Origin of the sequence: Paractinoplanes rishiriensis, from assembly GCF_016862375.1 — a bacterium.
GTDB lineage: Bacteria > Actinomycetota > Actinomycetes > Mycobacteriales > Micromonosporaceae > Actinoplanes > Actinoplanes rishiriensis.
On record NZ_BOMV01000007.1, the window covers coordinates 691,942 to 710,335 of the forward strand.

Here is an 18,394-nt window from a genome sequence, read left to right on the forward strand (position 1 = left end):
CGACCGGATGACGGCTACCGGATGACGGCTACAGCTTGAACGTGGCGACCAGCTCGCGCAGTTCCTTCGACACGTCGGACAGCTCGTGTGCGGCCTGCTCGGACTGGCCGACCAGCTCGCTGCTGGTGCGGGCCAGGGCGGCCACGTCGTCGATGTTGGCGGCGATCTGACCGGAGCCGGTGGCGGCCTCGGCGACGCTGCGGTTCATCTCACTGGTGGTGGCCGTCTGCTCCTCGACCGCCGAGGCGATCGTGGTCTGGTAGTTGTTGATCTGGGCGATGATCCGGGAGACCTCCTGGATCGCGGAGACCGCGCCGGCCGTGTCGGCCTGGATCGCCTGCACCCGGCGGGAGATGTCCTCGGTGGCCCGGGCCGTCTCCTGGGCCAGGTCCTTGACCTCGCCGGCGACCACCGCGAAGCCCTTGCCCATCTCGCCGGCCCGGGCCGCCTCGATGGTGGCGTTCAGCGCCAGCAGGTTGGTCTGCTCGGCGATGCTGGTGATCACCTTGACCACGTCGCCGATCTCCTGGCTCGAGGTGCCCAGCCGGGACACGGTCTCGGTGGTGGTGCGGGTGACCGTCACGGCCTCGCCGGCCACGTTGGCCGCCTCGCTGGCGTTGTGCGCGATCTCGCGGATCGACACGCCCATCTCCTCGGCGCCGGCGGCGACCGTCTGGACGCTGCGCGACACCTCGCCGGCGGCCGCGGCCACCGTCTCGGCCTGCGCCGAGGACTGCTGCGCGCCGCCGGCCAGTTCGGTCGAGAGGGCGCCGATCCGGTCGCTGGCCGCGCCGAGCGTCGCCGAGCTGGCAGCCAGCCGGGTCAGCACGGTGCCCACCGAGTCGAGCGCGGAGTTCATCGAGGCGCTCATCCGGCCCACCTCGTCCTGCGAGCGGACGTCGAGCCGGCGGGTGAAGTCGCCGTCGGCCACCGCCGACATGACCCCGCCGGCCTCGGCCAGCGGCCGGGTGATGCCGCGGGTGGTACGCCAGGCGATCAGCACCGCGATCGCGATGGCCACCAGCAGCAGGCCGGTCATCAGGGCGATGAAGCTGCCGGCCGTGCTCCGGGCCGCGGCGGTCTCCTTCTGGTTCATCGCCTCCTCGAGGTCGATGAACACGTTGATCACCCGGAGCCACTCGATGAAGGCCTGCTTGGCCGGCCCGTTCACGATCTCCAGCGCGCCCTCGTGGTCACCGGCCCGCCACTGCGCGACCGCCTTCTCGATGAGCGGCAGCGTCTCGTCCTGCACCTTGTTGATGTCGGCGAACGCGGCCTTCTCGGCATCGCTGGTGGCGGCCGGGTCGGCGAAGATCGCCTTCATCTTGTCCTCGGAGTCCGAGTACTTGTCCGCCAGCTCCTTGATCAGAGCCACCTCGTCGTCGACCTGCTCCTTGGTCGAGGAGAGGACGACGTCGCGCAGTGCGATGGCGCGGTCGTGCACGCTGCCGCGGAAGTTGATCGCGAACCGCTGCTTGACCGCGTTCTTCTCGTTGATGGTGGTCAGACCGTGGTCGATGCTGCGTACCTGAATGACGCCGACCACGACCAGCGCGACCATGGTCGCGATGACTACGAGAAAACCGGCGCCGAGACGCCTACCGATGGTCCAGTTCCGCATTGCCCGACACCCCGATTAGTCGTCACCTACCGCGCAGGCCCCCCTACACGGTGCAATCGTGATTCTTCATCGGTGCCGGGCCCCCGGACTTGAGATCCCTTATTCCCGAATCGCACCAGGCTCGGTAGCGATCCGGGTGCAGCCGGCGGTCAGGCGTCAGCCTCGATCGTGTGCGGTACGAAATAGCAGCGGTCCTTGGTGACCAGGCCGTCCGTGCCGAGCCCCTCGCGGATGCCCATCCCGGCCGCCTCGCCGTCGACCAGCCACGAGCCGATCACCGGGTGGACGGTGCCCTCCAAGCCGTCGAACGACGGCAGTTCGCACAGTTCCTGCACGATGAAACGGCCGTCCGCGCCGTACTCGGTCGGGTTTTCCGAGATGGTGACGCCGTCGCGCACCAGGGTGACCGACCCGCCCTCCCGGCCCCACACCGGCTTCTTGGCGTAGCTGGTCATCTCGCGGGCCGAGGACGACTCGGCGAAGTGCGACGGCAGCAGGTATTTTCCGCGCTCGGGGTCGTCGCCGAACAGCTTCCACAGCACCGGCAGGATGGCCTTGTTACCGAGCAGGGCGGCCTTGTACGGCGGCTCGATCCAGACCGTCCCGCGCTTGCTGGGGTCGGCCATGTTGCGGAAGAAGCCCCGGCCGCCCTCCTCCTGCCAGAACCACTCCCACGGGTACAGCATGAAGATGATGTCGATGGGCTGGGCCTTGTCCTCCCGGCCCGGCTCGGGCACGAACACCACCCGGTCGCCGGCCACGTCCCAGCCGATCTGGCTCATCGCGATCAACTCGACCGGGTAGCCGGCCTCCTCGGCGGTCGCCATCAGGTAGGCCACGTTCATCCGGTCTTCCCCGGTGCGCTCCGATGTCTCGTACGCGAAAAAGATCTTGGGTTTCTCCGGCAGCCAGGTGCGGGCCTCGCGGAGCTTGTCGATGTTGCGGCGCCAGGCACCGGGGTTGGCCGGCTCGCCGTCGGCCGCCTCCCAGCCGATCAGCCGCTCGTGGATCGAGTTCCACTGCCGCCACGGGTGCTGGGTGACGCCGACCTGGTCCATCCAGTGCCACTGGATCACCGCGCTCTCGACCAGCGAGGTGGGCGTCTGCGCGTTGAACTCGAGCAGCTTGGGCGTGCTGCCGGCGCCGTTGTACCAGAGGTCGAAGCGGCCGTAGACGCTCGGCGAGAAGTCCGGCGTCTGCATCGGCGTTCGCATATCGGGGTCTTTGTCGTAGTGTGTCCAGGTGTCGGCGTCGCCGTCGAACCAGGTCCGGATGATCTGCTCGTGCGTGTACTCGGGGATGCCGATCTTGGCGAGGAAGCAGCTCTCCGGCGAGCAGACCGCCGCGAAGTACCCGTCCCGGCGGCCCTGGACGGTGTGCCGGGGGCACTGCTTGACCATCCAGTCCCCGGCCTCGATGCACATCGCGTGCAGCGTGGCGGTGGCCGCCTCGAGCTCCTCGATCTCGGCCGCCGTGAAGTCGTAGTACGGACCCTCCTGCCAATACGAGATCATCGTCCCGTCCGGCAGTTCGGTGTCGTTGTACGTCAGCCCGAGACTGAAGTTGGTGAGTTTCCACCCGTCCCGGACCGGTCCGTAGGGGACCCGGCGCATCGGTCAGCCGCCGGATTTCTTGCTCGACGAACTGGTGCCACCGCCGCCCTTGCCCACCACGCTGGTCTTCACCGTGCCGTTGGTGATCTTGCCGGAGGCCGGCAGCCCGAACGAGGATCGTGCCGCCCGGTCGTTGTAGGCGAACTTCGTCCCGCCGGCCGGCAGTTTCGAGCCGACCCGGTAACCGGGCTTATAGGACGAGGAGTGCCAGATGAAGGGGACAAAAGCGCCCGAACGCACCGTGTCGTCGTCGTCGCAGAGATCCTCGTCGACGATCACGCCGTTCTCGTCGGCGCAGTAGAAGCCCTCTTCGTGGTAATCGTTGCCGCTGTCGCAGGCCGCCACCCCGCCGGCCGCCAGCAACAGGAAGGTGCTGGTCAGCCGTACGCTGCGGGAGCTCATGCGTCGATTCATCATCTCTTTGTAGCGCCTCTCAGCAACCTGCCAAAATTTAGGCGCGCGGTCCCCCGGCCACGTAGATGACCTGCCCCGAGACGAAGCCGGCGCCCTCGCTGACGAGGAAGGATACGGTGTTCGCGACGTCCTCGGGGCGACCCGCCCGGCCGACCGGGATCTGGCCGACCGCAGCCTTCTCAAAATCGGCGAAATCGACCCCGACCCGGGCCGCGGTGGCCGCTGTCATATCGGTGACGATGAAGCCCGGAGCCACCGCGTTGGCGGTGATCCCGAAGCGGCCCAGCTCGATCGCCAGCGTCTTGGTGAAGCCCTGGATGCCGGCCTTGGCCGCCGCGTAGTTGGCCTGGCCGCGGTTGCCCAGCGCGGACGTGCTGGACAGGCTCACGATCCGGCCCCAGCCGGCATCCACCATGTGTTTCTGCACCGCCCGGCTGAACAGGAACGCGCCGCGCAGGTGGACCGCGATCACGGTCTCCCAGTCGTCGTCGGTCATCTTGAACAGCAGGTTGTCGCGCAGCACGCCGGCGTTGTTGACCAGCACGGTGGGCGCGCCCAGCTCGGTAACCACCCGCTCCACCGCGGCCGCCACCTGCGCCGGGTCGGACACGTCGGCCCCGACCGCCAGTGCCGTGCCACCCGCGTCGTGGATCGAGGTCATCACGCTCGAGCAGGCGCCCTCGTCCAGGTCGACGACCGCGACCGCCATCCCGTCGTCGGCCAGCTTGCGGGCGGTGGCCTCGCCGATACCGCGGGCGGCCCCGGTGACGATGGCGACGCGGGTGGGAACGGACTGCGACATTGCGGCCTCCGGCAGTGATCACGACACCGACGGCCGACTTTAACCCGGCTCAGGGACGGCGTCGTAGGCGGATCCACCGGTATCCGTATCCGGACAGTCGCACCTGGTCGAACTTGCCCAGCTCCGGGTATTCCTGGTCGGCGAGCACGTCGTTCGGCCCCTCCGCCTCGGACGCCAGCACGCTCAGGTCGACGGTAACGTCGTCCGGACCGAGGTTGTGCAGGAACGCCATGGTTCCGGTGATGTCGTCGGCGCGGTGCACCAGGACGCCCGCGGGCACCGGCACGTCGACGTGGGTGCAGGTGCCGCAGCCCACCTCGGGGGCCTCGCGCAGCGTCCGGATCATCCGCTCGAACCAGGCCAGCAGCGAGTTCGGGTCGTGCCGCTGGTTGGTGACGTTGACCTGCTCGTAGGAGAAGTCACCGGACGAGATCACCGGCTTGAGTGGCTTGCCGGTGGTGAACCCGGCGTTCGGCAGCGTGGACCACTGCATCGGGGTCCGGATCGCGTCCCGCCCGTTCAGCGCCAGGTCCTCGCCCATGCCGATCTCCTCGCCGTACCGCAGCACCGGGGTGCCGCGCAGCGTGAACTGCAGCGAGTAGGCCAGCTCGACGCGCTTGCGGTCGTTGCCGAGCATCGGTGCCAGCCGGCGGCGGATACCCCGGCCGTACAGCTGCATGTCGGGGTCCGGCCCGAACTCGGCGAACACCTGCTGCCGCTGGTCGGCGGTGAGCCGGGACAGGTCGACCTCGTCGTGGTTGCGCAGGAAGGTGGCCCACTGGCCGCCGTCCGGCAGCTTGGGCACCTCGCGCAGCGCCTCGATCACCGGCTCCGGGTTCTGCCGGGCCAGGGCCAGCATGAGCTTGGTGTTGAGCAGGAAGTCGAACAGCATGTGGATCCGGTTGTTCGAGCCGCCGGCGTCGCCGAAGAACGTCACCAGCTGGTCCGGCTCGACGTTGGCCTCGGCCAGCAGCACCGCGTCGCCGCGCCGCCACTGCACGAACTGCCGCAGCTCGGTGAGGAAGTCGACGTCCTTGGGCGAGTTGGGGTTGCCCGGCTCGGTCTCCTCGATGATGAACGGCACCGCGTCCATCCGGAACCCGGCCACACCCAACTGGAGCCAGAACGCGCAGATCTGCTTGATCTCGTCGCGGACCAGCGGGTTGCTGATGTTGAGGTCCGGCTGGTGCTGATAGAAGCGGTGGTAGTACCAGGCCTTGGCGGTGCGGTCATAGGTCCAGGTCTCGCCCTGCTCGCCCGGGAAGACCATGCCCTGGTACCGGTCCTCCGGCGCGCTGTCCGCCCAGACATACCAGTCCCGGTACGGCGAGTCCGCCGACTTACGGGCCGACTGGAACCACGGGTGCTGGTCCGACGTGTGGTTCACCACCAGGTCGATGATCACGTTGATGCCCAGGTTGCCGGCCTGGTGCAGCAGTTCCGCGAAGTCGCCGAGCGAGCCGAAGCGCGGGTCTACGTTGTAGAAGTCGGTCACGTCGTACCCGTCGTCGCGGTTCGGCGAGGGGTGGATCGGGTTGAGCCACAGGCAGGTGACGCCGAGCCGGGCCAGGTAGTCGAGCCGGCCGATCAGGCCGCGGATGTCGCCGACACCGTCGCCGTCGGAGTCCGCATACGTGTCGATGTCGAGGCAGTAGACAACGGCCTTCTTGTACCACCGGTCAGTCATGCCCCGGGTTATTGCCTCGACAACGCATGCGTGAAACCGGCCCCTCGTCGGGTACCACTGAATGATGGGCGAGTTGCAGGGACTTACCGGGTGGGTGGCGTCTGTCATCGCGGCGCTGGGCGAGGTGGGCGTGGGGCTGCTGGTCGCCCTGGAAAACCTCATTCCGCCCATACCCAGCGAGATCGTCCTTTCACTCGCCGGCTATCTGGCCCAGGAGGGCCGGATGAATGTGGTGCTGGTGTGGATCGCGGCCACCTGCGGTGCCCTGGTCGGTGCGCTCGTCCTCTACTGGCTGGGATACAAACTGGGCGAGGACCGACTGCGCCGCTGGCTGGACAAGCTGCCCCTGGTCGAGGTCGACGACCTCAACAAGGCCGACCGCTGGTTCGAAAAGCACGAGAAGGCGGCCGTGCTGTTCGGCCGGTGCGCGCCGGTGGTGCGCAGCCTGGTCTCCATCCCGGCCGGCGCCAACCACATGCCGATCGGGCAGTTCATCCTGTTCACCACGCTGGGCAGCGGGGTCTGGAACGCGCTGTTCGTCGGCGGCGGCTACCTGCTCGGCGAGCGCTGGCAGGACCTCGAGACGTACAGCCACTGGTTCGACTACGCGATCTGGGCGTTCTTCGCCGGCGCGATCGGCTGGTGGGTGATCAAGAAGGTGCGCAAGCGCAGGCGGCGACGCGCGGCCGCGGGGAGTGGCGGCCGCGCGTCGTAACCCACCCGGTCAGAAGCCCGCGCTGACCTTCGTGAAGGCCCAGTCGGCCTGCGCGATGCCGGAGCAGTGCGCGACCACCCCGCCGCCGGCGCAGCCCCGGTCCCGGTTGACCGACCAGAAGGCGAACCGGGCGAACCCGTTGCTGCGGGCGTAGTCCCGGATCCGGGTCCAGGTCTCCAGCGAGGTCAGTTCCTGCTGGTCGGAGAGCCCGTTCATGCCCGAGATGCCCATCCGGGCGTACGCCTGAGCGTCGGTGTAGCCGAACGTCGTCGTCAGCAGGTTCTTGAGCCCCTCGGAGGCCCCCACCGTCGCGGCGTACATGTCCGCGTGCCCGCTGAAGTCGAACGGCATCTGGGTGAAGATGTCGATGTTCGCGTTCAGCGCCCGGGCCTGCTGCACCAGCCGGGTGCCGTAGAAGGTCGGCCCGCTCGGCGAGGTACCGAAGGTGAGGATGGTCCGCACCGACGGGTTCCGCTGCTTGACGATCTTCAGCGCGGTCAGGACCCGGTCCTGCACCGCGGTGTTCTCGAACTCGTCGGTGTTCTCGATGTCGACGTCGATGGCCTTGAGCTGGAACGCGTCGATCACCTTCTGGTACGCGCCGGCCAGCGCCTCGGCCGTCGAGCAGTTCGGGCCGAGCTTGTTGCCGCTCCAGCCGCCGATCGACGGGACCACGTCGGCACCGGCCGCCCGGATGGCCGCGATGGTGCCGGCGTGCACCCCGCCGGTCAGCCCGGACTCGCCGTCCCACACCGGGTTGCAGCCGTTGCCGGCCAGCACGAACGCGATGGTGAACGCCCTGATGCCGGTGGCGTTGACGACGGTGGCCGGGGCCGGCGGGTTGCCCCAGCCGGGATAGATGTACGGCGCGGCGGCCATCTTCGCCCCGGTCGGCGGGCTGGTGGCCGGAGGGTTGGTGGTCGGCGGACTGGTGGTCGGTCCGGTGGTGGGGGTGGTCGTTCCGCCGCACGCGCCGTTGTCGGCCCAGACGTCCCACTGGCCGCTGTTCGTGGCCGGGGACTGATTCTGGGTCCACCACTTCGCGGTGTAGTTGCGGCCGTTCTGCGAAGCGGTGTTGCCGCCCACGTAAACGGCGCTCGTGCTCCACGCCGGCGCGCACGCGACGGCGGCGTTCGAGGTGGTCAGCGGGACGATCGCAGCGGCCGCGCCGACCACCGCGACGACCAGCAGCTTCCGGCCGGCGGTCACAGCGAGTCCAGGTGCGGCTTGACCGTGTTGGCGAAGGCGTTGCCGTTGCTGACGTCCCAGTTGATCGACCAGGTCATCGCGCCGGCGATGGCCGGATAGGTGGCCGGCGGCCGGAACGAGCCGCAGTTGGTGCCCTTGGCCAGGCAGTCCAGCGCCTGGTTGACCACGGCCGGCGCGACGTAGCCGCCACCGGCCGCCCGGGTGCTGGCCGGCAGGCCGAGCGCGACCTGGTCGGGGCGCAGGCCGTTCTGCAGCGGGATGCAGGCCAGCGCGGTCAGGAAGTTCACCGTGCCCTGCGCGTAGGCGAAGCTGTTGTCACAGCCGAGCATCGACCCGGAGTTGTAGTACTGGGTGAAGACCACGGTGAGGATGTCCTTGATGGACAGCGCCAGCGCGAAGTAGGACGAGGCCGCATTCTGCATGTCGATGGTCTGCGGCGCCATCGTGATGATCAGGCTCGCGCCCACCTTGCTCCGCAGGCTGCGCAACGCCTGGGCCATGAACGTCGGGTTGAGCCCGTTCTCCAGGTCGATGTCCACCCCGTCGAAGCCGTACGTGGTGATCAGCCGGTGCGCCGAGTCGGCGAACGCGGTGGCCGCCGCGGTGCTGTTCACCGCGACCGTGCCCTTCTCGCCGCCGACCGAGATGACGACCTTCTTGCCGCGCTGCTTGAGGGTGGCGACGTCGGCCTTGAACTGGGCGTCGGTGTAGCCGCCCACGGCGCTCGCGAGGCCCGGGTCGAGGTTGAAGGTGACCGCGCCGGGGTTCGCGGTGGCGTCGGCGAAGGCCACGGCGATGAGGTCGTACGCGGCGGGCACCGCGGCCAGCTTGAGCGGTGCGGCGCCGTTGTCGAAGTTCTGCCAGTACCCGGTGAGGAAGTGCCGCGGCAGCGAGCCGTTCGGCGGCGGCGGCGTGGGCGGGGTGGTCGGCGGCATCGTGGGCGGGGTGGTGGGTGGCGTGGTCGGTGGTGTGGTCGGCGGCGGTGTGTCCCCGCAGGCGCCCTTGTCGGCCCACACGTCCCACTGGCCGCTGTGCGTGGCCGGTGACTCGTTCTGGGTCCACCACTTGGCGGTGTAGTTGCGGCCGTTCTGCGAGGCCGAGTTGCCGCCGACATAGACGGCCGAGGCGCTCCACGCCGGGGCGCACGCGACCGCCGCGGTCGCCGTACTGCTGACATATACCGCCGCGGAGCCGGCGGCGAGTGCCGCCACCGTCGCGAGAATGACCGATCTGGAGCGCTTCATAGTCGTCCTTCCATGCGCCTCCGCTTACCACTAAATGTTTAGGACTGTTAAAAATAAAGGTAAAGAGCAAGAACCTTAAACATCCTTAAATCTTTCCGGTACGCAAAAAAAGGGGGCCGGTGCTACTTGCGGAACTGAATCCAGTTGACGTTCACGAAGTCGGCCGGCTGGCCGCTCGTGAAGGTCAGATAGACGGTGTGGGTTCCGGTCACATTTGTCACGTTGGCCGGGATGGACTGCCAGTTCTGCCAGCCGCCCGTGTTGGCCAGCGCGAAGCTGCCGATCGGCGCGCTGGTCCGGCTGTCCAGCCGCACCTCGACCAGGCCGCTGACCGCGTTGCCGGCTCCCGAGGCCACCCGGCCGACGAAGTCCTTGACCCCGCCGCTGCCGAAGTTGACGTTGTTGAACTGGACCCAGTCGCCGTTGCCGATGTACGAGACGTTCTGGCCGCCCTCCGAGCAGGTCTCGGTCTGCACGCCGCCCGACGCGTTGGACGACTCGGCCTCGATCCGGCTGAACGCGTCCCGGCCGGTACCCCCGGTGGGGCTGGTCGTCGGGGACGTGGTGGGCGAGGTGGTGGGCGACGTCGTCGTGCCGCCCCCGGTGGACTGGTAGACGGCCACGTAGTCGATCAGCATCGGCACGCCCGGCTGGGTGGACGCGGTCGGCCCGCCGCCGAACGCCGCCGGGAAGCCGCCGCCCATCGCCACGTTCAAGATCACGAAAAAACCGCGGTGGGTGGCGTTGTTCCAGGTGGTGGCGTCCAGCTGGTTCTGGTTGACCGAGAAGTAGTTGTTGCCGTCCAGGTACCAGCGCAGCACCTCCGGCGAGGAACTGCGGTCAAATTCGATGGCGTACGTGTGGAAGCTGGTCAGACAGGTCGAGCAGGAGCGCTCGCCGCTGGTGATGCCGGTGGTCTCGTTGCACGGGCCGCCCGGATTGGTGCCGCAGTGCAGCGCCGCGAAGTGCGAGGCCCGGCCGTTGACGTTCTCCAGGATGTCCCACTCGCCGATGCTCGGCCAGTTGGTCGCGCCGACCGGGCGGGCCGCGTCGCCGAGCATCCAGAAGGCCGGCCAGTACCCGGCCGCCGCCGCGCCGGTGACGTTCGGCTGCTGGATCCGCGCCTCGACGCGCACCTTGCCGCCGGCCGGGGCCGCGAAGTTGGTGCGCTGCGTCTCCACCCGGCCCGAGGTCCAGTTGCCGGCCGAGTCGCGCAGCGGCTTGATCGCCAGGTTGCCGTTGCCGTCGTGGTAGACGTTCGCGGTCGAGTCGGTCATCGTCTCGATCTCGCCGGTACCCCAGTTGGCCGCCCCGCCCGGGTAACCGGTGCCGGTCGCGTACAGCCAGTTGGTCCGGTTCAGCCCGGTGCCCGCCGCACCGGTGAAGTCGTCGCTGAACACCGTCGTCATGCCCGCCGGTGCCGCCGGGACGGCCGCGCTGGCGTCCAGGGTGAAGACCGCGGTGGCGGCCACGGCTGCCACGGCCGCGGTCGACACGGCGAACAGGGCACGGGCGCGTTTTCGGAGCCGAGATGCCATCGGAAGCCTTTCGAATGGGGGGCCGAGAAAGCTGTGAGAGCGCTCTCAGAGAAAGATTGCACGCGCGTTACGAAGCAAAGTCAATATTGGCCGTCAACGATTGCCCGTTGGTACCGGGCGACGCCACAGTGCGTGTTCCACCGCGGTACACGCAGTGGAGGTGACCAGATAGAGGGCACCGGCCAGCGGCAGCCAGGCGATGACCGGAACGGTGAGATAGGGCAGGAAACGCAACGCCGTCATGCGGCGCGCGGTCCACCGGGCCAGCAGCAACGCGACGGCGATCAGCACGGCATAGATCGGCAGCGCGGCCCACAGGTGGGCGGTGAGCGGCGCACCGAACAACACACCGGCCGGCGGGTCCAGCGCCACCCGGTACATGATCATGAAGAACGGCGCCTGCGCCAGCGCCGGCAGCAGCGTGACCAGTAACCCGGCGCCGTTGGCCCGCTGCAGCGCGAACGATTCGGACAGCATCCGGGCCGGGTCTTCGCGGTGCTTCTCGCGCAACTTCTCGAGTTGCGGCGCCAGGGCCTGTGCCCGGCGCTGGCCGCGGGCCTGCAGATAGCTGAGCGGGCTGATCAGCAGCCGGACCAGCACGGTGAACACGACGATGGCGAGGGCCACGGCGAACGAGCCGGTGGCCGGGCCGAGCAGGGCCGCGAGGCCCTCGATGGCAGCGTGGACGGCATTGGTTACGGCGGAGAAGGACATGGTGATACCCCTGACTGAGGTCCGGACGAAAGGGACTCATCAGGCGGCGGCGCAGGCTCGCGCCCAGGGGGTGCGAGCGGCTACGCGGCCGCGGGGTACAGACCCGGGGCTCGGGGGCGCGGACGGCCGGCGGCGTCCGGGTCGCGCAGGCGGGAGGGTGCGGCCGTGCGGGACCGGCGCGCGAACGCGCGTACGCCCGGAGCGGCCGCCGGGATCGGAACCGGCAGCGCGACAACGGCGGCGACCAGCAACCCGGCCGCCAGCACCGTGAGACCCAGCGCGAGGGTCGCGGGGCTCTGCTGTGCCGGGTCCAGCAGGGCGGCCAGCACCCAGAAACCCCACAGCACCATGCGGCCACGCTAGCCGCCGGATGCAACGATCGTTCGTTTTCCGAATCGCCCTGCCGGGTAATGGCTGCGCATGGATGCGGCTGTTGGTGGAACCACGATCTCCGAAGCGCTGGCCGCCGAGGCCGAGTCGCAGGAACTGTTCACGCTCGGCGTCGAGGAGGAGTACCTGCTCTTCGACGCGACCGAGCCGCGCGCCACCGAGACGGTCGACGACGTGCTGGCCGAGATCCCGGCCGCACTGCGCGAGTCGGTGCAGCACGAATACCTGCGCAGCCAGATCGAGGTGGCCAGCCCGCCCCAGCTGGAGCTGAGCGGCCTGCACGCGGCCATGCGCGACCTGCGCGCCGAGGTGTCGGCCGCGGCCGAGCGCGCGGGTGCCCGGCTGCTGGCCGTCGGCACCGGCCCGGCCGCCGGCCCGGTGGCCCGCCTCGTCGACACGCCGCGCTACCACCGGATGCGCGAGCGGTTCGGCGACCTCTCCCCCGGCCAGGGACTGTGCGGCACCCATGTGCACGTCAGCATCGACGACGCCGAGTGCGGCGTACACGTGCTCAATCACCTGCGCCCCTGGCTGCCGATCCTGCAGGCGGCCACCGCGAACTCGCCGTTCTTCGGCGGCCGGGACACCGGCTACGCCAGTTGGCGCTCGGTGATGTGGGAGCGCTGGCCCACCGTCGGGCCCACGCCCTACCTGGAGTCGCACGACCAGTATCTGACCCTGGTGTCCGACCTCGAGGCGAGCGGCGCCATGCTCGACGAGGGGATGCTCTACTGGTACGCCCGGCTCTCCGCGCGCTACCCCACCGTCGAGATCCGGATGGGCGACGTGATGCCCGGCCTGGACGACACCATGCTGCTCGCGGCGCTGACCCGGGCCCTGGTCGCCACCCTGGTGAGCGACGTCCGGGACGGCGTGCCGGCGCCCCGGGTGCCCGACCCGCTGCTGGTCGCCGCGCACTGGCGGGCCGCGCACGACGGCCTGGAGGGCGTCAACATCGACATGGCCACCCGCGAGCCGCGCCCGGCCTGGCGGCTGATGCGCCAGCTGTTCGACTACGTGCGTCCCGAGTTGGAGCGGCACGGCGACCTCGACACGGCCACCGTCCTGATGGGACGCCTGCGCAGCCGGGGCACCGGCGCCGCCCGCCAGCGCGCCGTGCTGGCCCAGCAGGGCAACGTCGCCGACGTGGTGGACTGGCTGGCCCGGGCCACCCGCGGCGACGAGTGACCGGATCGGCCACCGAGGACGAAGCCTACGAAGTAGCCTGAGATCCGGCACGAGAGGCAGGGGTTGCGCCGGATGCGACTGGTCATCATCGGCGGGGACGCGGCCGGCATGTCGGCGGCCTCGCAGGCCCGCAAGCGGCTCGGCCGGGACGTGCTGGAGATCGTCGCGTTCGAGCGCGGCCACTTCACGTCGTACTCGGCCTGCGGCATCCCATACTGGATCGGCGGTGTGGTCGCCGAGCGGGACGCGCTGGTGGCCCGCACCCCCGACGAGCACCGCAAGGCCGGCATCCAGGTGCGGCTCCGGCACGAGGTGACCGGCATCGACCTGGACCGGCGCGAGGTGGTGGCGCGCGATCTCGACGGCGGCGGCGAGGTCAAAACCCACTTCGATCATTTGATGTACGCCGCGGGCGCGAGCCCGGTCACCCCGGACTGGGCCACCGACCGGGGTGCCGGCATCTTCGGTGTGCAGACCCTGGACGACGGTGCCGCGATCCAGGAGTGGCTGGCCCGCGACCCGGCGCCGCGGCGGGCCGTGGTGATCGGCGGCGGCTACATCGGGGTGGAGATGGCCGAGGCGATGGTGCGCCGCGGCCTGCGGGTGACGCTGCTGGAGAAATCGGACCAGCCGATGGCCAAGACCGCCGACCCGGACATGGGCGCGCTGGTCCGGCAGGCGATCGAGGGCCTGGGCATCGAGGTGCGCACCGGCGCCGCGGTGGAGGGCATCGACACCGAGGGCGGCCGGGTGCGTGCGGTGGTCACCCCGGGCGGCGCGCTGCCGGCTGACATCGTGCTGCTGGGTTTGGGGGTACGCCCGAACAGCGCGCTGGCCGAGCAGGCGGGCCTACCGGTCGGCGCCACCGGCGGGTTGCGCACCGACCTGCGGATGCGGGTCGAGGGCGTGGACGGGGTCTGGGCGGCCGGCGACTGCGTCGAGACCCGGCACCTGCTGACCGGGCGGCCGGCGCACGTGCCGCTCGGCACCCACGCCAACAAGCAGGGCCGGGTGGCCGGCATCAACATCGGCGGCGGCTATGCCACGTTCCCCGGCGTGATCGGCACCGCGGTGACCAAGGTGTGCGACCTCGAGGTGGCCCGCACCGGACTGACCTCGAAGGAGGCAGACTCCGCCGGCTTCGCGTACGTGACCGCGACCGTCGCGTCGACCAGTCGGGCCGGCTACTACCCGGGCGCCGAGACCATGACCATCAAGCTGATCGCCGAGCGGCGCACCGGCACGTTGCTGGGTGCGCAGATCGTCGGCAAGGCCGAGGCCGCCAAGCGGATCGACGCGCTCGCGGTGGCGGTGTGGAACCGGATGAACGTCGAGGAGATGACCGCGCTCGACCTCAGCTACGCGCCGCCGTTCGCCCCGGTGTGGGACCCGGTGCTGATCGCGGCCCGCAAGGCGACCGAGGCGGTACACGCCAGTTTGTAAGGCCACAGTCGACTTTGGTCGATTTCGTAGGCGACTCGCTACTGAGCGCGAACAGGCGAAACTACATTCCGTACACCGAAGATCACCGATCTGGTATCGCGCCGGGCGCTGCCACACGGTAGAGATTCAGCATGTCGCCGCAAGCTCTGCGCTATCCGAGCCCGGCGTCGGAAGCCCAGGCCGGCGGCCGGCACCGGCGCCCCGAATCGCTCGCCGGCACCGGTCGGCCGGAGATGCCGGCTGAGGACACGCGCCCAGCACGGCACTCCTTCGGGGCCGAGGGCCGCATCGCCGTTCCGGTCGAGCGCCGCGGCACCGCGTCCGGCGAGTGGCGCATCGCCGTACCCGCGCAGCGGACCTCCCGGCACCAGCGCACCGCCGGCGGGCCCACCCGCACCCCCACCGCCACCCGCACGCCGGGCCGGCACACCGCCTCGCACCGCGCCGGCGGCGCCCGCCCGCCGGTCACCGGCAGCCACCGCGCACCCGGCACCCTGCCGATCGAGTCCTGGCTGCTGATGGGCAAGACGCGGCAGCAGGTCCTGCTGGCGTCGCTGGTGGCGGTCGGCCTGATGCTGGTGGCGCTGCCCAACGACCGCGGCGCCCAGGACCAGGTGGACGCCGTCAACGCGGCGGCGCAGCGCGCCGCCGAGGCGCAGTCCGCGAGCAAGAATCGCGACAAGGACAAGCAGACCGGCGGCGAGCAGACCGGCGGCCGGGAGGGCGGCGCGCCGGCGCCGGCCCCGAGCGCCACCGCGCCCCTGCCCGCGGTGCCCCCGGTCACCCAGCCCGAGGCGGAGGGCAAGGCCGGCCCCGGCAACTCGCTGCGCACCACCGGCACCCGGGCGGTCGCACTCACCTTCGACGACGGCCCGGACCCCGTGCAGACCCCGCGGATCCTGGCCCTGCTCGCCAGGTACAACGTGAAGGCCACCTTCTGCGTGGTCGGCGCGCAGGCCCAGCGGCACCCCGACGTGCTACGACAGATCGTCACCGCCGGACACACGCTGTGTAATCACACCTGGGACCACAGCCTGACCATCGGTAAGGACAACCCCGGCCAGATCCGCGCCGACCTGAACCGCACCCACGCCGCCATCCAGGCCGCCGCGCCCGGCGTCGAGGTGCCGTTCTTCCGGGCGCCCGGCGGCAACTTCACCAACCGGCTGGTCGACGTCGCCGCGTCGCAGGGGATGATCTCGCTCTACTGGGAGGTCGACCCGCGCGACTGGGAACGTCCCGAGGGCGAGACCGGCCGCCAGCATGTGGCCCGGATCGTCAACGACGTGCGCAGCCAGGTGCGGCCCGGCTCGATCGTGCTGTCGCACGACTTCAACCAGCCGGACACCATCACCGCGTACGAGAAACTGCTGCCCTGGCTGGTCGCGAACTTCACCCTCGGCATCCCCGGCGAGCCGGTGCCGGACGAGACCCCGGACAACCCGCAGCCGACGCCGAGCGAGTCCGCGCCGGACACCCCCGAGCCGAGCGGCTCGGCCACGCCCGCGCCGCCGGCCAAGGCACCGGACGCGGGCACCGCAGCGGCCGGCTCCAAGGCGCCCCAGGCGGGCTAAGCCAGGGACGACGTGATGGTGATGCCGTCCGGGGTGATCTCGAATGCATGGGGCTGCGGGACGTGTCCGCTGGCCCGGGTCTTCAGGACGGTCAGTGCCCGCCCGACCTGAGCCTCGTTGCGCAGGTACTGGAGCAGGATCACGTTGTCGGACAGGTGCGACACTCCGCGCTCGGACAGGCTGGTGTGGCCGTACAGCTCGGCCGACTCGAACGTGAGCAGGACGCTGATGCCCGCCCGGGAACAATGGTTGAGCAACGCGTAGACGAATTCCCGGAACCGTTTTTCGTCGGGGCAGGCCGCCGCCAGGTCGCCGAGGCTGTCGATCACCAAGCGGCGGGCACCGGCCGACGCGATGGTCTCGAGGAGGTCGTAGTACCACTCGTCGATGTAGATGTCGTTCGGTGAGTCGCAGCGCAGCACGGCCACCCGCTCGTCGATGTCCCAGCCGAATCCGCCGATCATCCGTTCGAGCTGAACGCGGTTCTCCTGCATCGAGGCGAACACGCCGGGCTCACCGAGGCCCGCCCCACCGTGGATGAACTGCAGCCCCATCACCGTCTTGCCGGACCCCGACGGGCCGACCACCAGGGTGGCGGAGCCGGGCCAGTAGCCGTCGCCGACCAGCATGTCCAACGCCGCGATGCCCGACGTTGCCCGCCGTCCACCCAGCTCGTACGAGCCGGCGTCGATGTCGCTGAGCCGCGGGAACACCCTGATGCCGCCGGCTTCGATGCGGTAGGCGTGTTTGCCGGACCGGAAGTCGCTGCCGCGTAGTTTCAGCACCCGCAGGGCGCGGCTGTCGCGCTGCCCGGCGTCCTCGGTAGCGAGCAGGACTGCGGCGTCCGCGACGGCGAACTCCGGGCAGCCCTCCAACTCGTCCCGCCGGTATTCGCCGAGCCACAGCGCCATCGTGCCGGTGGCGGCCAGCCGGCCGGCCAGTTGATGGACGAAGCCTTCGAACTCCCGCTCGCCGACCGCCCGGTAGCGCAGCGCCCGGAAGCTGTCGATGATCAACAGCGCACACGGCTGCCGCTCGACGATGCCGCCGATGCGGTCGAGCACGCCTTTCAGGCCGTTGTCGTCGAGCTCGCCGCCGAGGTCCTCGAACTGCACCGACCGGCCGACGCGGCCGGGCTCGAAGAACGACAGTGCCTCGCCGAAGTACAGGATCTTGCTCAGCGGCTCCGCGACGGTACTGAGGTAGATCGCGGGGAGTTGCTCGGTCCCGTTCGCGAACGCGTACTGCTGCGCCAGCACGGTCTTGCCACTGCCCGGCAGACCCGCGATGAGGGCGATGGACGGGTTGATCAGACCGCCGCCGAGGATCGCGTCCAGTCTGGCCTGCCCGCTCGCCAACCGTCGTTCAGGCACGGGGCGCCTCCGAGGCGACGCCCGTGGCCGACGGCTCGGTCAGCAGCCGCACCGCGGCCAGCACCGCCAAGGGATGCACCGGCTTGCGCAGGAACCGGCCCGACCGAAGGTCGTCGGGCGGTGGAAGGATCGACATGGCCAGCACCGGAACTCCCGCCCGGGTGAGCTCCTCGCAGAGTTGGACGGTCAGCCCGTGCGAGGTCATCAGGTCGACGATCGCCAGCTGCGGCAGGCGTGCCGCCGCGGCACGGCCCGCCTCGGCCGATCCCGTCACCACCGTCGAGTAGCCTTCGGCGTCCAGGAACGACGACAGTGAGCGGCCGGCGAACCGGTCGCCGTCGACGATGAGCACCCGAGGCTGCGCCGGACCATCCGCCCGTGCGCGCCCGGCGTGGACGGGCACCCGCAGCCGGACCATGGTGCCGTGCTCGCCCTGGCGGCCCGGCCGGATCGTGACCTCGTCGGCCAGGCCGAGGACGATCCGCAGGCCACGCCCGCGGTCACCGACTCCCCCGCCGACCTCGAAGACACCCGCGTCGGACACGGTGATCCACAGACCCTGATCGGTGTCCTCCCACCGCACGCAGACCACGTCGGTGGCGCTGTGCTCCACCGCGTTGGCCGACAGCTCGTGCGTGACCAGCACGATCCGTTCGCGTTCCCGGTCCGCGAAACCCGCCTCCTGGGCCAGGCGGGTGACGAAGGCTCGGATGTCGCGCAACGCCTCGGGGCTTGCCGGAAACAGATACTCAACCGGCTCACTCGACCCCGGACCAGGCAACAAAGACATAACTGGGCCTCCCTCCGGCCCTCCCGGCAACCACTAACGGTAACCCGGGCGCCATCACTCCGCGAGGCCGTTGGGCATC

General features: G+C 70.1%; 16 protein-coding genes. 4 read left to right on the forward strand and 12 right to left on the reverse strand.

Annotated elements, in window-relative coordinates; translation table 11 throughout:
• Positions 1–28 precede the first annotated feature (28 nt).
• The 5 genes from Ari01nite_RS07100 to Ari01nite_RS07120 all read right to left on the reverse strand — a co-directional run bounded on the left by Ari01nite_RS07100 (position 29) and on the right by Ari01nite_RS07120 (position 6,137).
• A complete protein-coding gene (locus Ari01nite_RS07100) occupies positions 29–1,621 on the reverse strand; it encodes a methyl-accepting chemotaxis protein (RefSeq protein ID WP_203780222.1) in 1,593 nt (530 codons plus the stop codon).
• A gap of 149 nt (positions 1,622–1,770) precedes the next feature.
• Positions 1,771–3,234, reverse strand: a complete 1,464-nt coding sequence (locus Ari01nite_RS07105) for a glutathionylspermidine synthase family protein (protein WP_203780223.1) — start codon at positions 3,232–3,234, stop codon at positions 1,771–1,773.
• 3 nt (positions 3,235–3,237) lie between these two features.
• Positions 3,238–3,636 carry a hypothetical protein gene (locus tag Ari01nite_RS07110; RefSeq protein ID WP_239162526.1) on the reverse strand — a complete coding sequence of 133 codons (399 nt, stop codon included), beginning with the start codon at positions 3,634–3,636 and terminating at the stop codon, positions 3,238–3,240.
• Between the two features lie 49 nt (positions 3,637–3,685).
• Entirely contained in the window at positions 3,686–4,450 is a 765-nt protein-coding gene (gene fabG, locus Ari01nite_RS07115; RefSeq protein ID WP_203780225.1) for a 3-oxoacyl-ACP reductase FabG, read from the reverse strand.
• A gap of 49 nt (positions 4,451–4,499) precedes the next feature.
• Positions 4,500–6,137, reverse strand: coding sequence for an alpha-amylase family protein (locus tag Ari01nite_RS07120; RefSeq protein ID WP_203780226.1), 1,638 nt, complete (start codon positions 6,135–6,137; stop codon positions 4,500–4,502).
• Positions 6,138–6,198: 61 nt separating this feature from the next.
• On the opposite strand from Ari01nite_RS07120, the gene Ari01nite_RS07125 reads away from it, so the two are divergent.
• The gene (locus Ari01nite_RS07125; protein WP_203780227.1) at positions 6,199–6,852 is read left to right on the forward strand and encodes a DedA family protein; all 654 of its coding nucleotides are present in this window, start codon (positions 6,199–6,201) and stop codon (positions 6,850–6,852) included.
• 9 nt (positions 6,853–6,861) lie between these two features.
• On the opposite strand, the gene Ari01nite_RS07130 is transcribed toward Ari01nite_RS07125, so the two are convergent.
• The 5 genes from Ari01nite_RS07130 to Ari01nite_RS07150 form a co-directional block, all read right to left on the reverse strand.
• Positions 6,862–8,061, reverse strand: a complete 1,200-nt coding sequence (locus Ari01nite_RS07130) for a carbohydrate-binding protein (protein WP_203780228.1) — start codon at positions 8,059–8,061, stop codon at positions 6,862–6,864.
• On the reverse strand, positions 8,058–9,305 hold the full coding sequence (locus tag Ari01nite_RS07135; RefSeq protein WP_203780229.1) for a chitinase: 1,248 nt from the start codon (positions 9,303–9,305) through the stop codon (positions 8,058–8,060). The genes Ari01nite_RS07130 and Ari01nite_RS07135 overlap by 4 nt, the downstream gene beginning before the upstream one ends.
• 122 nt (positions 9,306–9,427) lie before the next feature.
• Positions 9,428–10,843, reverse strand: coding sequence for a carbohydrate-binding protein (locus tag Ari01nite_RS07140; RefSeq protein WP_203780230.1), 1,416 nt, complete (start codon positions 10,841–10,843; stop codon positions 9,428–9,430).
• Between the two features lie 93 nt (positions 10,844–10,936).
• Complete coding sequence (locus Ari01nite_RS07145) at positions 10,937–11,557, reverse strand: YidC/Oxa1 family membrane protein insertase (RefSeq protein WP_203780231.1); 621 nt, start codon at positions 11,555–11,557, stop codon at positions 10,937–10,939.
• An 80-nt stretch (positions 11,558–11,637) separates the two neighbouring features.
• A complete protein-coding gene (locus tag Ari01nite_RS07150; protein ID WP_203780232.1) occupies positions 11,638–11,907 on the reverse strand; it encodes a DUF6412 domain-containing protein in 270 nt (89 codons plus the stop codon).
• A 70-nt stretch (positions 11,908–11,977) separates the two neighbouring features.
• Here Ari01nite_RS07150 and Ari01nite_RS07155 point away from each other — a divergent pair, with 70 nt between their 5' ends.
• From Ari01nite_RS07155 to Ari01nite_RS07165, 3 genes are all read left to right on the forward strand, one after another.
• A complete protein-coding gene (locus tag Ari01nite_RS07155; protein WP_203780233.1) occupies positions 11,978–13,135 on the forward strand; it encodes a carboxylate-amine ligase in 1,158 nt (385 codons plus the stop codon).
• Positions 13,136–13,207: 72 nt separating this feature from the next.
• Positions 13,208–14,578 carry an FAD-dependent oxidoreductase gene (locus Ari01nite_RS07160; RefSeq protein ID WP_203780234.1) on the forward strand — a complete coding sequence of 457 codons (1,371 nt, stop codon included), beginning with the start codon at positions 13,208–13,210 and terminating at the stop codon, positions 14,576–14,578.
• Positions 14,579–14,709: 131 nt separating this feature from the next.
• Positions 14,710–16,152 (forward strand): polysaccharide deacetylase family protein, encoded by a 1,443-nt coding sequence (locus Ari01nite_RS07165; protein ID WP_239162527.1) that lies wholly within the window; start codon positions 14,710–14,712, stop codon positions 16,150–16,152.
• On the opposite strand, the gene Ari01nite_RS07170 is transcribed toward Ari01nite_RS07165, so the two are convergent.
• Together Ari01nite_RS07170 and Ari01nite_RS07175 are read right to left on the reverse strand one after the other, a co-directional pair.
• On the reverse strand, positions 16,149–17,525 hold the full coding sequence (locus Ari01nite_RS07170; RefSeq protein ID WP_203780235.1) for an ATPase domain-containing protein: 1,377 nt from the start codon (positions 17,523–17,525) through the stop codon (positions 16,149–16,151). The genes Ari01nite_RS07165 and Ari01nite_RS07170 overlap by 4 nt on opposite strands.
• Positions 17,518–18,315 carry an ATP-binding protein gene (locus tag Ari01nite_RS07175; RefSeq protein ID WP_203780236.1) on the reverse strand — a complete coding sequence of 266 codons (798 nt, stop codon included), beginning with the start codon at positions 18,313–18,315 and terminating at the stop codon, positions 17,518–17,520. The genes Ari01nite_RS07170 and Ari01nite_RS07175 overlap by 8 nt, the downstream gene beginning before the upstream one ends.
• Positions 18,316–18,394: the final 79 nt, after the last annotated feature.